This is a genomic window from Phyllobacterium sp. CCNWLW183 (assembly GCF_037203775.1).
GTDB lineage: Bacteria > Pseudomonadota > Alphaproteobacteria > Rhizobiales > Rhizobiaceae > Phyllobacterium > Phyllobacterium ifriqiyense.
This window is the reverse complement of record NZ_JBBCBN010000001.1, coordinates 973,051-986,576: the sequence shown is the minus strand read 5'-3', so window position 1 is coordinate 986,576 and position 13,526 is coordinate 973,051. Positions and strand designations below refer to the sequence as shown.

The window sequence follows — 13,526 nt, the reverse complement described above, 5'->3', positions numbered from 1 at the left end:
GGGGATTCCGCGAGGCTCATTAATATGGGCCAGTCTGCTATTGTTGATAAAGCGGGGGCTCCAGCTGCGTTGTTATTCGGAAAGGACCAGGCCCCGTGAGCGCACACGATACGACCGAGCCGACACGGCGTGACTTCCTCTATATTGCGACAGGTATGGCCGGTGCGGTCGGTGTAGGCGCCTTTGCTTGGCCCTTTATCGACCAGATGCGCCCGGACGCCTCCACGCTGGCAGTCTCGTCCATCGAAGTTGATGTTTCAGCCTTAACGCCGGGTATGTCGCTGACAGTAAAATGGCGCGGCAAGCCGATCTTCATTCGTAATCGTACGCCCAAGGAAGTCGAAGAGGCCAAAGCTGTACAGCTCAGCGAGCTTAAGGATCCAATTGCGCGCAACGCCAATCTGCCGAGTGACGCACAGGCGACAGATGCTGATCGTACTGCAGTCAAGGAAAAGGAAAACTGGCTGGTGATGGTGGGGGTTTGCACCCATCTCGGCTGTATTCCACTTGGCCAGCAGGGCGACTTTGGTGGATGGTTCTGCCCATGCCATGGTTCGCACTACGACACGGCCGGACGTATCCGTAAGGGCCCTGCGCCGGAGAACCTGCCGGTTCCGCCGCTTTCATTCATTTCCGACACCGTCATCAAAATCGGCTAAGGTTTTACGGGGAGACACGACATGAGCGGTGGACATTCATCCTATACGCCTAACACCGGTATCGAAAAATGGTTTGATGCGCGACTGCCGTTGCCGCGTCTGCTTTATGATAGCTTTGTAGCTTACCCGGTTCCGCGCAATCTCAACTATGCTTATGCCTTTGGCGGTATTCTGGCATTGATGCTGGTATCGCAGATCATTACAGGCATCGTGCTGGCCATGCATTATGCCGCAGATACGGGGCTTGCGTTCAACTCCGTTGAAAAGATCATGCGCGATGTCAATTCTGGCTGGCTTCTGCGCTATCTGCATTCGAACGGCGCTTCGATGTTCTTTCTTGCGGTGTTCATTCATATATTTCGCGGTCTTTACTACGGGTCTTACAAGGCTCCGCGCGAGCTATTGTGGATACTTGGTGTCATCATCCTGCTTTTGATGATGGCAACAGCTTTCATGGGGTATGTTCTACCCTGGGGGCAGATGTCGTTCTGGGGTGCTACGGTTATCACCGGCTTCTTCACGGCTTTCCCGGTTATCGGCAATCCTATTCAGGAGCTGCTGCTTGGTGGTTTTGCTGTCGATAACCCTACACTGAACCGGTTTTTCTCACTGCATTACCTTCTGCCGTTCATGATTGCCGGTGTAGTCGTTCTGCACGTATGGGCGCTGCATGTTACCGGTCAGACGAACCCCACGGGTATCGAAGTCAAGTCAAAGACCGATACAGTCGCGTTCACGCCATATGCGACGGTCAAGGATGCTTTCGGTCTTTGCATCTTCTTTATCCTCTTCGCTTACTTCGTATTCTACATGCCTAACTATCTCGGTCATCCGGATAATTACATTCCAGCGGACTCGTTGAAGACGCCTGCGCATATCGTTCCTGAGTGGTACTTCCTGCCATTCTACGCGATGCTTCGTGCCATCACCTTCAACATCGGACCAATCGACTCGAAGCTCGGCGGCGTGTTGACCATGTTCGGTTCCATTGCGATCCTGTTCCTGGTGCCTTGGCTGGATACGTCTAAAGTTCGCTCTGCTGTCTACCGTCCTTGGTACAAGCTATTCTTCTGGCTGTTCGTCATTGACGCAATCATTCTCGGCTGGCTCGGTTCACGTCCTGCTGAAGGCCTCTATACGGTCTTCTCACAGATCGGAACGGCATACTACTTTGGCTTCTTCATCATCATCATGCCTTTGCTGGGGTTGATTGAGACGCCGCGCCGCTTGCCGAATTCAATTACGGAAGCCGTACTTGCCAAAACCAAGAGTGGTGAGCAGCTAGCTGGTGCAACCACTGCTTCGGAAACCAGGGCCTGAGAATCGTGAAGGACTCAACCATGAAAAAAATCCTCCTCGGTCTTGCCGCTGCCGGTCTCGGTACAATGCTGGCTTTCAGTGGTGCGAAGGCGGCAGAAGAAGCTAACCACGCAGCGGAGCCAACGCATTTCCCGATCAAGCATCCGGAAGAAATGAAGTGGACCTTTTCCGGCCCCTTTGGATATTATGACAAGCAGCAACTGCAGCGCGGCTTGAAAATATATAAGGAAGTTTGCTCGGCCTGCCATTCCATGAGCTTGGTTCCATTCCGCGCTTTGGAAGAGTTGGGTTACAACGAAGCTCAGGTAAAAGCCTTCGCTGCCGAATATGAAGTGCCGGATGCACCGAATGCCGATGGTGAGATTGTTAACCGCAAGGCCATTCCTGCCGACCATTTTCCATCGCCATTTCCAAATGTTCAAGCTGCCGCCGCCGCTAATGGTGGCGCTGCTCCGCCCGATTTTTCGCTGATCGCAAAGGCCCGTTCAGTTGAACGCGGTTTCCCGCAATTCCTGTATGACATCGCACCGTGGGTTCAATATCAGGAAGGTGGTCCGGATTATATCCACGCGCTTTTGACGGGTTATGGTCAGACGCCGCCGGAAGGCATGCAGATTCCAGAGGGAACGCACTATAATCCCTACTTCATTGCCGCCAAATCGCTTGCAATGGCACAGCCTCTGCAAGACGGACAGGTGACCTATGATGATGGTTCGCCAGCGACCTTGTCGCAATATTCACAAGATATCGCAGCGTTCCTCATGTGGGCTGCTGAGCCGCATCTGGAAGAGCGCAAGAAGACCGGCTTCCGCGTCATGATCTTTCTGATCTTGTTTGCGGGTCTGGTTTATCTGGCCAAGCGCCGGATTTGGTCTGACGTTCCGCATTGAGCGGTTGATAGTATTGATCGTGGAAGGGGCGCAATGCGCCCTTTTCTTTTGTGGGTATGGCAAAGAAGCAAAGGAATCATGAGATGGATTCAAGTCTGAAGCAGACCTTGGTCAATTCCATCCGGAACATTCCGGACTATCCAAAACAGGGTGTCATGTTTCGTGACATTACAACCCTCCTTGGCAATGCGCGAGCCTTCCGCCGCGCCGTTGATGAATTGGTCCATCCCTATGCCGGCGGCAAAGTCGACAAGATTGCAGGCATCGAAGCGCGGGGCTTCATCATAGGCGGGGCGATGGCGCATCAGTTATCAGCTGGCTTCGTACCTATCCGCAAGAAGGGCAAGCTGCCCCATGATACTGTGCGCATTGCCTATAGCCTTGAATATGGGCTGGACGAGATGGAAATGCACAGGGACGCCATTATCCCCGGCGAAAAAGTTTTGCTTGTCGATGATCTCATTGCAACCGGCGGCACCGCAGAAGCGGCAGTAAAGCTCTTGCAACAACTGGGCGCCGATATCGTCGCTGCCTGTTTTGTTATTGATCTGCCGGAGCTGGGCGGCCGAAAGAAACTAGAGGCGCTTGGCGTAAACGTTCGCACATTGATCGATTTTGACGGCCACTAACAAAAGTCTTATGTTGGTGGCGAATTAGTCAGGCAGGGCAATAAGAGCGGCGCTGTCGAATTCCATCACGCGGATGCCATTCTGATTATAGGCCGCTGAGGACATCTGCATCATCGACCAGCCGGGACGTGATTGAAGTGTACGCACGCTGTTCACGGTTCGGGTAAAACGGATTGTGTCTCCGGCATAGACCGGCTTCAACCATTTCAGGTTCTCAAATCCGGGCGAGGGGCCGAATGTTGGCGGTTGTTCGCCGCGCTTCATAGCCTCTTTAATAAGGGCTTTCATGCTCTCCACGTTAAGCCGCATCCAGATGGCTGTCGTGTGCCAACCTGATGCACAAAGCGCGCCGAAATTGCTATGCTTGGCAGCTTCGGGATCAACGTGAAATCGCTGCGGATCGTATTTTTTGGCAAAGGTAATAATTTCTTCCGCACCGAATGTATGGCTGCCCAGGTCCATTTCGACACCGATGTGGGCTTCAATGTCGTTGCTCATGATGCCAATGGCTCCCGCAAGGAAAACATGCCGGTGTTTTGCAGTTCACACACGAGCACGCCATCCTGATTGAAAACTTCATGGTGTAAAACCACAAAGCCAAGTGAAGGCTTGGACTTGGATACCCGGCTTTCGATGACGGTTGTCTTGCCGGTCAGCGTGTCACCGGCAAGTACTGGTGCACGCCATCTCGCATAGTCTATTCCTGGTGCTCCTTGCGAGGTCGAGTCGAGGAGATAGGCGTCACACATCATACGCATGAACATTGAGACTGTATGCCAACCCGACGCTGCAAGGCCGCCTAAGATGCTTGCTTTGCCTGCTGCTTCGTCCAAATGGAATGGTTGAGGATCGAACTGGCTGGCAAAATCGATGATCTCGCCAGCTTCGACTATCTTTGAACCCAGCGGCCATTCGCTGCCAACAGCAAAATCTTCAAATGCGTAGCGGGGTTCACTCATCATTGCCTCTATGTGTTGAAGCGGAACAGCATGATGTCGCCGTCCTGCACGATATATTCCTTACCTTCGTCACGGGCTTTACCGGCTTCCTTGGCTGCGACTTCGCCACCAAGCGTCACATAGTCATTATAGGCGATCGTCTGCGCGCGAATGAAGCCCCGCTCGAAATCCGTGTGGATGACGCCAGCCGCTTGAGGCGCTTTGGAACCGCGTTCAACGGTCCAGGCACGCGCTTCCTTTGGACCAACTGTGAAATAGGTAATGAGATGCAAAAGCTTGTAGCCGGCCCGGATAAGGCGGTCCAAGCCAGGCTCATCAAGGTTCATAGCGTCCAGATATTCCTTGGCCTCTTCCTCGGGAAGTTGAGCGACTTCTGCTTCAATGGCTGCGGATATGACGACGGTTTCTGCGCCCTGCGCAGTGGCCATCTCTTCGACCGCTTCGGTGTGTTCATTGCCAGTGGCCGCGTCTTCCTCGGCTACGTTACAAACATAAAGCACTGGCTTGGACGTGAGGAGATTCAGGCCCTGCAATATTTCAAGGTCTTCGGCAGCTATGCCATTCAGCATGAAACGGACGGGTTTGCCATCCTGAAGCAATGCGAGCGCCTCTTCCATCACGGGAAGCAATGTCATTGCTTCCTTATCTTTGCTGCTCGCGCGCTTCCTGAATTGGACGATGCGGCGCTCAAGGCTTTCGAGATCCGAGAGCATCAGTTCTGTTTCGACAGTTTCCGCATCGGAAACGGGATCAATGCGGCCTTCAACATGCGTAATATCGTCATCTTCGAAACAACGCAGCACGTGCACGACCGCATCGACTTCGCGGATATTGGCGAGGAATTGATTGCCAAGTCCTTCACCCTTGGAAGCACCACGCACGAGGCCTGCAATATCTACAAAGCTGATACGAGTTGGTACTATATTCGCTGACTTGCCAATCTTGGCGATTGCTTGCAGGCGCGGGTCCGGCACAGCAACTTCACCCGTGTTGGGTTCGATGGTGCAGAAGGGATAATTCGCAGCCTGGGCAGCGGCGGTCTTTGTCAGCGCGTTGAAAAGCGTGGATTTGCCAACATTTGGCAGGCCAACGATGCCGCATTTGAAACCCATAATGTGCGATCCTTATTCTTTCTTGCCGAAGAGCTTGTTCAGCATGTCGGCCATAGGGCCGGATTTTGGAATGTTAACTGTCGGTTTTTGAACCCGAGCCTGCCGGATATGGCTTTGACTGGCCGGTTTTGCAACAGACTTTTCAACTTGTGTTTTCTCAGGCTTTCCGCCGGTGGCCAGAGCAACGCGATTCATAAAGCCAGCATCGTCTTTTTTGACGATATAGTCTGCATTGACAGCAATCGCATCGAGCACTGGCTCCAGCCACTCGGAGTCCGACTTCACAAAATTGCCAAGCACGTGATGTGTGACCAGTTCCTTGACACCCGGATGATCTATACCAATACGAACGCGGCGATAATCTTTGCCAATATGTGCATCAATGGACTTTATTCCATTGTGTCCGCCAGAACCGCCCCCAACCTTCACACGAACTTTCCCGGCGGCGAGATCAAGTTCGTCATAAATAACGGTAAGATCGCCAAGGCCAAGTTTGTAGAAGCGCATGGCTTCACCAATCGACTGACCGGAAAGATTCATGAAGGTTTGCGGTTTGATCAGAATTATCTTTTCGCCGTCGATCATGCCGTCGGCGATGAGTGCCTGAAACTTTTTCGCCCAAGGCGAAAAATTATGGCGGCGGTGTATTTCATCCGCCGCCATAAAACCAATATTATGCCTGTTATAGGCATATTGAGAGCCGGGATTGCCAAGACCTGCAATGAGCAGCACGCGACCAGCTCCCTGTAAAGGCGATTATTCGCCTTCTTTTTCTTCTGCTTCAGTGCTTTCAACTGCGGCTTCCGTTGTCTCGTCTTCAGCAGCGAGAACGGCAGGAGCAGCAATGGTAGCAATGGTGAAGTCACGATCCTGAATAACCGGTGTCACACCCTTTGGCAGGGTAACATCAGAAATGTGAATCGAATCGCCGATAACCTTGCCGGTCAAATCAATTTCGATTGCTTCCGGAATGGCATTGGCTGGCGCATGAAGCTCAACGTCGTGACGAACGATGTTGAGAACGCCGCCGCGCTTAATGCCAGGCGAAAGCTCGTCATTAAGAAAGTGAATCGGTACATGTACGTTTACGACCGATTTGGCCGATACACGCAGGAAGTCAACGTGAACTGGTTTGTCGCTGACCGGATCAAGCTGGTAGTCCTTTGGCAGGACCTGGATCGACTTGCCGTCAAGAATGATGTTGGCAATGGTGGTTTTGAAACCGCCGCCATGGATCTTGTAGTACAGCGTCTTGTAGTCGAGGGTAATCGAGATTGGCGCCTTTTTGTCACCATAGATGACTGCTGGCACTTTACCGTTGCGGCGAATTTCTCGGGCGGACCCCTTACCAACCCGTTCGCGCGCCTCGGCCTTGAGCTCGTATGCTTCGCTCATGGCATTTCCTTTCGAGGTTCAAATCTGGAGTGTTCCTGCAAGGTCAAATGAATGACAATCCAAAAAACATGAAGCGGCCCAAAGGCCATCCCAACGAGAGATCCCGTAACAGATGATTGGCCGCCTCATTCCGCGTTGCCTCCAAGGGTGTCTACGCGGATGGCGGCTCTATAACGGAAAGATCACGATTGTGCAAGTTATGAGCGTAGCAACCTCAATCAAACAGGCTGGAAACCGACTCTTCCGATGCGGTACGTGCAATTGCTTCGCCGATCAGATCAGAAATGGGCAATACACGGATATTATGGGCAGCATTGACGGCAGGGGTTGGCTGAATGGAATCAGTTATAACCAGTTCCTTCAGCTTGGAGCCGGTGATGCGGGCAACCGCGCCGCCTGAAAGTACGCCATGCGTTATATAAGCAGTAACGCTTGTTGCGCCTTTTGCGAGTAGCGCTTCGGCAGCGTTGCAAAGCGTGCCGCCCGAATCAACAATATCGTCGAACAGCAGGCAGTCCTTGCCGCTGACATCACCAATGACATTCATCACTTCGGATTCGCCCGGACGATCGCGGCGCTTGTCAACAATAGCCAACTGCGCATCAATGCGCTTTGCCAATGAGCGGGCGCGGACCACACCGCCGACATCAGGAGATACGACCATCACGTTTGAAGTGCCGTAGTGGGAGCGAACATCACGGGCAATAACTGGTACGGCGTAAAGATTGTCAGTCGGGATATCGAAGAAGCCCTGGATCTGGCCAGCATGCAGATCAAGCGTCAGAACTCTATTTGCACCAGCTTCGGTGATCAGATTAGCCACGAGCTTCGCGGAGATTGGCGTGCGCGGACCGGGTTTACGGTCTTGGCGGGCATAACCGAAATAGGGGAGAACCGCCGTGATACGTTTTGCCGACGAACGACGGAAGGCATCGATCATGATGAGCAGTTCCATCAGATGATCATTTGCCGGGTAGGACGTGGATTGCATGACGAAGACATCTTCGCCTCGAACATTCTCTTGAATCTCGACGAAAATCTCTTCATCGGCGAAACGCCGTACACTTGCTTTGCCGAGTGGAATATTAAGATACTTGGCTACAGATTCAGCGAGAACGCGATTGGAATTGCCCGCGAAGAGTTTCATGCTGTATTTCCTCACGTCTTTTTCAGAGCGTCAGCCAAAATAAGGGTATGGCGCGCCTTTTACTGTGACTGACGCACATTGCAAGCGGGCAGAGTCGATTCATGCACAGTTGGACAAGGTTAAGCCCTCAAACGTGTAAATATGTCACGTCTTGGAGCCTGAAACCCACGATAGATAGCCGCCGATTGCTTTGTCAGCTATGCCTTCCATCGTTGCTGCTGGCACGGAACTCCATGGATCAGCCGCACCGCCGGGCACTTTTTCTTGCCCTTGTATGCGATGAAGGCGTGTTCCCGCCGGATCAAGGATGTCCCACACGTAGATTATCGTGGTCAGATTGCCATCGGGCAGGGCAGAGAAATAGCCCTTCATAATGTGGGTATTGTCCGTATCGCCAGCGGTGCCCAAAACGATACCTTTTTGCTTGGCAAGTGCCGAGAGGCGTTGGGACAGTGGTGTAGCAGCGGCAATAGGTGCGCCAACAATAGGCGCAAAACGCAGTTTAGCGGTCTGCGACACCCCTGTAGGCATTGCAGTTCCGGTGGCGGCCGGAGCCGTACCTGTGGTTGGCGTATTGCCTGGCACAGGAGCCGCTGCCGGATCAGTTCCCGGCGCTCCTGTTGCACCACCTTGCGTCGGTGGCAGATCGGATTTGGTGACGCCCAAGGTATTTTCAGAGCTGTTGCACCCACTCAAAACGATCATCATGAAAGCGGTGACGGTGCAAGTCAGTGCGTTACGCAACTTCATCTTCACTCAAACCCCATTAAGCAACCGCAAAAGCGGCTTGATAAGCAAAGCTGACAAAAGTTTTATTTCACGATCAAGTCAAGAGGTTGGCGTGAAAGCGTTTCCGCCTTGCCATTGGTTGTAAGGTAGGTCTGGCCCAATGTCATGGCCGTATTGCTGTCGGAGTCCATGATAATCATATGGGCGAACAAGGTCATATCCGGCTGGATGCGTTCAGGGTTGCCCGAATAGAACATGGGCATGTCCATCCAAGACGGCGTGAAGCGGGCGCCGACTGAATAGCCGCATGCATTGAGGCGGTGGCGGGTCAGCTCGTGCTCTTCCATTACCTTGGCATGCGCATCAAACACATCACCAAAGGTGGAATCCGGCGTCATGGCCGCTTCAACAGCCTGCAGCGCTTCGAGTGCAGCGTCGTAAAGCTCCTGGTGGCGTTTCGATGCCTTGCCCGTCAGGACGGTGCGCATCATTGGCGCATGATAATGTCGATAGACACCCGACCATTCGAGCGTCAGCTGGTCGTTTTTGGTAAGCTTGCGCCTGCCAGCCTTATAACGGCAGAGCAATGCATCATCGCCCGAACCGATGATGAATTCGTTGGCCGGATAATCGCCGCCGCCAGCAAAAATTGCTCCCTGCATGGCAGCTAGAATGGCGCCTTCATCCGCGCCTGCCTTTATTAGGTTCAAAGCTGCGGTGAGAGCATCGTCGCCGAGTTCGGCAGCCTTGCGGCTATAGACGATTTCAGCTGGACTCTTGAGAACACGAAGCTTGTCCACAAGTCCGGATGCATCCACGAGTTGGCCAAAGGCTGCAAGCTGCTCATCCAACTTTCGACCATTGGCCGCCGTTAGACCGTGGGTTTGATATTCAATACCGATGCGACAGCCCAGCAGATCAAGGTCATTAAGCAGTTCGCGCAAATCCGCCGCCGGATTGGCATTGTCCCGATCTGCCCAAACAATGATGTTTTCAATATTGGAGGTCTGCCGCGCCTGCCGCAAATCGGCCGAGCGGGTCATCAGCACATTACTACCATCGGCTTTGACAACGAGGCATTGGAAGAAGCAAAAGCCAAAAGTATCGTAGCCGGTCAACCAATACATGCTTTCCTGTGCAAAGAGCAGGATCGCATCAAGCTTTTGCTCGGCCATGACCATCATCAAACGATCACGGCGCGCATTGAATTCTTCCGGTTCGAAATGAAGGCCCATAATGCTACTCCGTAATTGTAATGGCCGATATCTGCCGGCCATAATCTGGTTCGTTGCGGTGCGTGGTGCGGCGATAGGAAAAGAACTGGTCTTCATCAGCATAGGTACACAGTTCAAGTGCTGAAGCATTTACACCTGCTTGCTCAAGCTGTGTGATTATGAATGCCCAAAGATCAAACATCTTATGGTTTTCATTGGTTGATTCGCGGAAAAATTTACTGAATGACGAATTCGTTGAGACGAATTGCTCGTAGAATTCCCGGCCCACTTCGTAATTGTCGGGACCAATGGTAGGTCCCAGAACAGCTTGGATACGATCACGTTTGGCACCAAGCCCGATCATGGCCTCGACCGTGTTGCCCAGCACGCCACCAATGGCGCCACGCCAACCGGCATGAGCCGCGCCGATGACCCCAGCGTCCGGGTCGGCGAAAAGAATTGGACCGCAGTCGGCCGACAATGCGCCTATCACTATACCGGGCGTGGCCGTTACCATAGCGTCGGCTTTGGGCCGGTCTCCAGTGAGGGGAGACGTCACGGTTATGACGTCCGGCGAATGCACCTGATGCACCGTCACAAGTTGAGAAAGTGGCACGCCTAACGTTTCTGCAACCCGCCGTCGGTTTTCCGTGACATTGACTTGATTGTCATTGGAGCCGCTACCGACGTTCAGGCCGCGATAAATACCATCAGAGACACCACCTTTTCTGGTGAAAAATCCATGATCGATTCGGTTTTGCCCGGGTGAGCCCAGCAGGGAAGAACGCAGTGGTGCTGGTTTTTCGTACGTGTTCATCGTGGAGTGGTTTCTCCCAAAGGCTGCGGATGGTGATTTAGCTCTCGGACGAAGTCAATCTTCCGTTTCATTTTGTCTGAAAAGGAAATGTATGGGTGGCAGGATCTGTTATACACAGAACCTTGAATAAGGTTCCCATCTCGGTGGGTCCGGCTAGACGTTCAACATCAATATGCAGTTGCTCCTGAACGTCGGGAGATTTGCCTTGCCCTAAAGCACCGGCGCGGTCCAACAACCCCATGGCAATGAGAAAATCGCCTTGTGTCATTGCGCTGGATTTGCACCCTTCAGCACGGGCAGATTGCGCGAGACTATGAAAGTCGACGTGGGTCGTTATGTCCGCTGCGCCCGGCGTGCTAAGGGCATTGATCGGCCTGTGCTGGCTCAATGCCTGCAAAGTGTCGCCATAACCTTGTTCCAGGTGGCCATAATCAACAAGCAATGCTGCTCCGCGTTCGCGGCAAATATGGTTGGCGATCTGATGCATGAGCGCGTTGCGAGCGGGAGCGATTTCAAAAATACTGCCATCTGCCGCAGTATCGCTGCTGCCGGGCAACAGGGCCTTTTCAAGAGAACCAGAGCCTGCAGCAAAAAACAGATTGCCCTCACTGTCGGCAGAAACCATTCTTTCGACAAAGCGACCATTTGATTTCACATATTGCCTTGATGGGATTGCGTCGAAAAGTTCATTGGCAACAAGGATGAGCGGGTTCGCCGGAATTTCGGCGATAGTTTTACGCCATTCGATGTCTGCTGTGTGCTGCGCCAGCGCTTCTTGCTGAATTTTGGTCAACCGCTCGCTAAGTTCAACCATTATTACCTTGGCCGCCTTCATAAAGGCGGGCGAAATTTTTCCGGCGGTGCGTAAAAGATCGTTCATTAAGGTCCCGCGGCCGGGCCCCACTTCACAAAGGCTGAAATGTTGCGGAGACCCTAGTGCTTGCCAGGCTCCAACGCACCAGACACCAATGAGTTCGCCGAACATTTGGCTGACTTCCGGGGCGGTGATAAAATCGCCACTTCTGCCGAAGGGTTCTTGTGTTGTGTAGTAGCCATTATCCCGATCGAACAGGCACAAAGCCATATAATCTGCCACGCTGATCGGACCCGTTGTCTCGATCTGCCGGATAATGCGCTGCTTTAAACTCATCGTTGCGTTTTTACCTCAGGGTTGCGCGCGGACAAGATAAACGCCAGACCAATAATGACCATTGGGATTGAAAGCACCATGCCCATCGTCAACCAGCCGCCAAAAAGATAGCCGAGTTGAGCATCCGGCTCGCGGAAAAACTCGACAAAAATACGAGACAATCCATAGAGCGCCACAAATGTGCCCGAGATAAAACGGGGGCTTTTTAGTTTGCGGCCATAGAAGATCAGTACTGCAAGCACCGCAAACAGCACGATACCTTCAAGTGCGGCTTCATAAAGCTGGCTTGGATGACGTACTACAAGTCCTCCCGTCGGAAAAACCATTCCCCACGGCACATCTGTCTCTCGGCCCCACAACTCACTATTGATAAAGTTTGCTACGCGAACGAGACCAAGGCCGACCGGTACACCGGCGGCAACAGTATCAAGCATGCTGGATATATTGATTTTGCGCGAGCGGGCAAAAAGTACCATTGCGAGTGTCGTGCCCAGCATGCCGCCATGAAATGACATTCCGCCTTCCCAAACCTTGAATATGTCCAAAGGATTGGCGATGTATTTGGCAAAATCGTAGAAGAGAATGTAGCCAATACGGCCACCCAGAACTACACCCAGTGCGGCCCACAAGACGAAATCGTCGAGATCTATGGGCTTCATTGGCGGGGTATTGTTTGCCCAAAGTCGTGGCTTGCTGATGAGTTTCTTGGCGTACCACCAAGCAAAAAGAATACCGACCACATAGCCAAGTCCATACCAGTGTACCGCTATGGGACCTATGGAAAAGATAACCGGATCGATCTCGGGGAAAGCTATCGCAGCAAATGTCGGTACAAGTAGCTCGCTCACAAGGACACTCCGTCTCGTTTTTCTCGATTTTGCGGGACCATGCGCGAGGGCGTGATAGGCGTCAAGCCGCATCTGCGGTAACATTTGTGCGGGCTGGCTTAGCGCTAACTTGCTTGCAATCATTATAAGTGGTCATTATTTGAATGGTGAAACCAGAAAGGTATCTGCAATGACCAATGGATCAAATCGCGTTCTCGATGAACTGGCAAAGCTCGTTACAGATGCTGCCGGTGCTGCCCAAGGCGTGCGCCGCGAAGTTGAAACCGCATTTCGAGGTCAGGCGGAGCGTCTGCTCAATACAATGGACGTTGTCCAGCGTGAAGATTTTGAAGCTGTGCGTGAAATGGCAATAAGGGCCCGGGCGGAGAATACAGCCCTCCAAGCACGTATCGAGGCCTTGGAGGCGCTGGTTGGCAAAAAGGACGAATCGGCGAAGCCCACCTCATCGCGTGCCAAAAAGGCTTAGTGCCTTTTTGAAATTATCTAGGCAATGTCGTCTTCGGCCAGGCTTTCTTCACCGTCGGCGATTGCCTCTTCTTCCGTATCATAAGGGCCGACCTTCGGTCCTTCTACGCCGTCTTTAGTGACGACATAATACCAGTTGCCATCATCGTTTTTTTGTACGGCTTTGACTGTTGGTTCAGTTGCATCGGACAT

At 52.7% G+C, this 13,526-nt stretch carries 17 protein-coding genes; 5 read left to right on the top strand and 12 right to left on the bottom strand.

Annotated elements, in window-relative coordinates:
• Positions 1–95: 95 nt before the first annotated feature.
• The 4 genes from petA (at position 96) to V9K95_RS04685 (ending at position 3,498) form a co-directional block, all read left to right on the top strand.
• The gene (gene petA, locus V9K95_RS04700) at positions 96–659 is read left to right on the top strand and encodes a ubiquinol-cytochrome c reductase iron-sulfur subunit (protein ID WP_115052405.1); all 564 of its coding nucleotides are present in this window, start codon (positions 96–98) and stop codon (positions 657–659) included.
• A 21-nt stretch (positions 660–680) separates the two neighbouring features.
• Positions 681–1,979 carry a cytochrome b gene (locus V9K95_RS04695; protein ID WP_115052406.1) on the top strand — a complete coding sequence of 433 codons (1,299 nt, stop codon included), beginning with the start codon at positions 681–683 and terminating at the stop codon, positions 1,977–1,979.
• Positions 1,980–1,999: 20 nt separating this feature from the next.
• Positions 2,000–2,869, top strand: a complete 870-nt coding sequence (locus V9K95_RS04690) for a cytochrome c1 (protein WP_115052407.1) — start codon at positions 2,000–2,002, stop codon at positions 2,867–2,869.
• Positions 2,870–2,952: 83 nt separating this feature from the next.
• On the top strand, positions 2,953–3,498 hold the full coding sequence (locus tag V9K95_RS04685; RefSeq protein WP_115052408.1) for an adenine phosphoribosyltransferase: 546 nt from the start codon (positions 2,953–2,955) through the stop codon (positions 3,496–3,498).
• A 24-nt stretch (positions 3,499–3,522) separates the two neighbouring features.
• Here V9K95_RS04685 and V9K95_RS04680 read toward each other — a convergent pair whose 3' ends face one another.
• From V9K95_RS04680 to lgt, 11 genes are all read right to left on the bottom strand, one after another.
• Positions 3,523–3,996 (bottom strand): MaoC family dehydratase, encoded by a 474-nt coding sequence (locus V9K95_RS04680; RefSeq protein ID WP_162802459.1) that lies wholly within the window; start codon positions 3,994–3,996, stop codon positions 3,523–3,525.
• Positions 3,993–4,457, bottom strand: coding sequence for a MaoC family dehydratase (locus V9K95_RS04675; RefSeq protein WP_336439706.1), 465 nt, complete (start codon positions 4,455–4,457; stop codon positions 3,993–3,995). Before V9K95_RS04675 ends, V9K95_RS04680 begins: the two co-directional genes overlap by 4 nt.
• Positions 4,458–4,465: 8 nt before the next feature.
• Positions 4,466–5,569 (bottom strand): redox-regulated ATPase YchF, encoded by a 1,104-nt coding sequence (gene ychF, locus V9K95_RS04670; protein ID WP_115052410.1) that lies wholly within the window; start codon positions 5,567–5,569, stop codon positions 4,466–4,468.
• 12 nt (positions 5,570–5,581) lie between these two features.
• The gene (gene pth / locus V9K95_RS04665) at positions 5,582–6,301 is read right to left on the bottom strand and encodes an aminoacyl-tRNA hydrolase (protein WP_307279560.1); all 720 of its coding nucleotides are present in this window, start codon (positions 6,299–6,301) and stop codon (positions 5,582–5,584) included.
• Positions 6,302–6,325: 24 nt separating this feature from the next.
• Entirely contained in the window at positions 6,326–6,964 is a 639-nt protein-coding gene (locus V9K95_RS04660; protein ID WP_115052412.1) for a 50S ribosomal protein L25/general stress protein Ctc, read from the bottom strand.
• Between the two features lie 214 nt (positions 6,965–7,178).
• The gene (locus V9K95_RS04655; RefSeq protein ID WP_008124277.1) at positions 7,179–8,111 is read right to left on the bottom strand and encodes a ribose-phosphate pyrophosphokinase; all 933 of its coding nucleotides are present in this window, start codon (positions 8,109–8,111) and stop codon (positions 7,179–7,181) included.
• Between the two features lie 144 nt (positions 8,112–8,255).
• Complete coding sequence (locus V9K95_RS04650; protein WP_336439708.1) at positions 8,256–8,861, bottom strand: hypothetical protein; 606 nt, start codon at positions 8,859–8,861, stop codon at positions 8,256–8,258.
• A 62-nt stretch (positions 8,862–8,923) separates the two neighbouring features.
• Positions 8,924–10,075 (bottom strand): M24 family metallopeptidase, encoded by a 1,152-nt coding sequence (locus V9K95_RS04645; RefSeq protein ID WP_307279555.1) that lies wholly within the window; start codon positions 10,073–10,075, stop codon positions 8,924–8,926.
• A gap of 4 nt (positions 10,076–10,079) precedes the next feature.
• Positions 10,080–10,871: a peptidoglycan editing factor PgeF gene (gene pgeF / locus V9K95_RS04640; RefSeq protein ID WP_307279552.1), complete on the bottom strand. Its 792-nt coding sequence runs from the start codon at positions 10,869–10,871 to the stop codon at positions 10,080–10,082.
• A 67-nt stretch (positions 10,872–10,938) separates the two neighbouring features.
• Positions 10,939–12,021 carry a class I SAM-dependent methyltransferase gene (locus V9K95_RS04635; RefSeq protein ID WP_336439709.1) on the bottom strand — a complete coding sequence of 361 codons (1,083 nt, stop codon included), beginning with the start codon at positions 12,019–12,021 and terminating at the stop codon, positions 10,939–10,941.
• Positions 12,018–12,869 (bottom strand): prolipoprotein diacylglyceryl transferase, encoded by an 852-nt coding sequence (gene lgt / locus V9K95_RS04630; protein ID WP_336439710.1) that lies wholly within the window; start codon positions 12,867–12,869, stop codon positions 12,018–12,020. The genes V9K95_RS04635 and lgt overlap by 4 nt, the downstream gene beginning before the upstream one ends.
• A 169-nt stretch (positions 12,870–13,038) precedes the next feature.
• Between lgt and V9K95_RS04625 the strand changes: the two genes are divergently transcribed.
• Positions 13,039–13,335 (top strand): accessory factor UbiK family protein, encoded by a 297-nt coding sequence (locus V9K95_RS04625; RefSeq protein WP_115053225.1) that lies wholly within the window; start codon positions 13,039–13,041, stop codon positions 13,333–13,335.
• Positions 13,336–13,352: 17 nt separating this feature from the next.
• Here the strand turns inward: V9K95_RS04625 and V9K95_RS04620 are convergent, their stop codons facing one another.
• Entirely contained in the window at positions 13,353–13,526 is a 174-nt protein-coding gene (locus V9K95_RS04620) for a hypothetical protein (RefSeq protein ID WP_307279543.1), read from the bottom strand.

What these genes read in the sequence shown, in the direction of transcription:
- V9K95_RS04695 (WP_115052406.1), top strand. Translation starts at nt 681, where the DNA reads ATGAGCGGTGGACATTCATCCTATACGCCTAACACCGGTATCGAAAAA.
- V9K95_RS04690 (WP_115052407.1), top strand. Translation starts at nt 2,000, where the DNA reads ATGAAAAAAATCCTCCTCGGTCTTGCCGCTGCCGGTCTCGGTACAATG.
- V9K95_RS04685 (WP_115052408.1), top strand. Translation starts at nt 2,953, where the DNA reads ATGGATTCAAGTCTGAAGCAGACCTTGGTCAATTCCATCCGGAACATT.
- V9K95_RS04680 (WP_162802459.1), bottom strand. Translation starts at nt 3,996, where the DNA reads ATGAGCAACGACATTGAAGCCCACATCGGTGTCGAAATGGACCTGGGC.
- V9K95_RS04675 (WP_336439706.1), bottom strand. Translation starts at nt 4,457, where the DNA reads ATGAGTGAACCCCGCTACGCATTTGAAGATTTTGCTGTTGGCAGCGAA.
- ychF (WP_115052410.1), bottom strand. Translation starts at nt 5,569, where the DNA reads ATGGGTTTCAAATGCGGCATCGTTGGCCTGCCAAATGTTGGCAAATCC.
- V9K95_RS04660 (WP_115052412.1), bottom strand. Translation starts at nt 6,964, where the DNA reads ATGAGCGAAGCATACGAGCTCAAGGCCGAGGCGCGCGAACGGGTTGGT.
- V9K95_RS04655 (WP_008124277.1), bottom strand. Translation starts at nt 8,111, where the DNA reads ATGAAACTCTTCGCGGGCAATTCCAATCGCGTTCTCGCTGAATCTGTA.
- V9K95_RS04650 (WP_336439708.1), bottom strand. Translation starts at nt 8,861, where the DNA reads ATGAAGTTGCGTAACGCACTGACTTGCACCGTCACCGCTTTCATGATG.
- V9K95_RS04645 (WP_307279555.1), bottom strand. Translation starts at nt 10,075, where the DNA reads ATGGGCCTTCATTTCGAACCGGAAGAATTCAATGCGCGCCGTGATCGT.
- pgeF (WP_307279552.1), bottom strand. Translation starts at nt 10,871, where the DNA reads ATGAACACGTACGAAAAACCAGCACCACTGCGTTCTTCCCTGCTGGGC.
- V9K95_RS04635 (WP_336439709.1), bottom strand. Translation starts at nt 12,021, where the DNA reads ATGAGTTTAAAGCAGCGCATTATCCGGCAGATCGAGACAACGGGTCCG.
- V9K95_RS04625 (WP_115053225.1), top strand. Translation starts at nt 13,039, where the DNA reads ATGACCAATGGATCAAATCGCGTTCTCGATGAACTGGCAAAGCTCGTT.
- V9K95_RS04620 (WP_307279543.1), bottom strand. Translation starts at nt 13,526, where the DNA reads ATGTCCGATGCAACTGAACCAACAGTCAAAGCCGTACAAAAAAACGAT.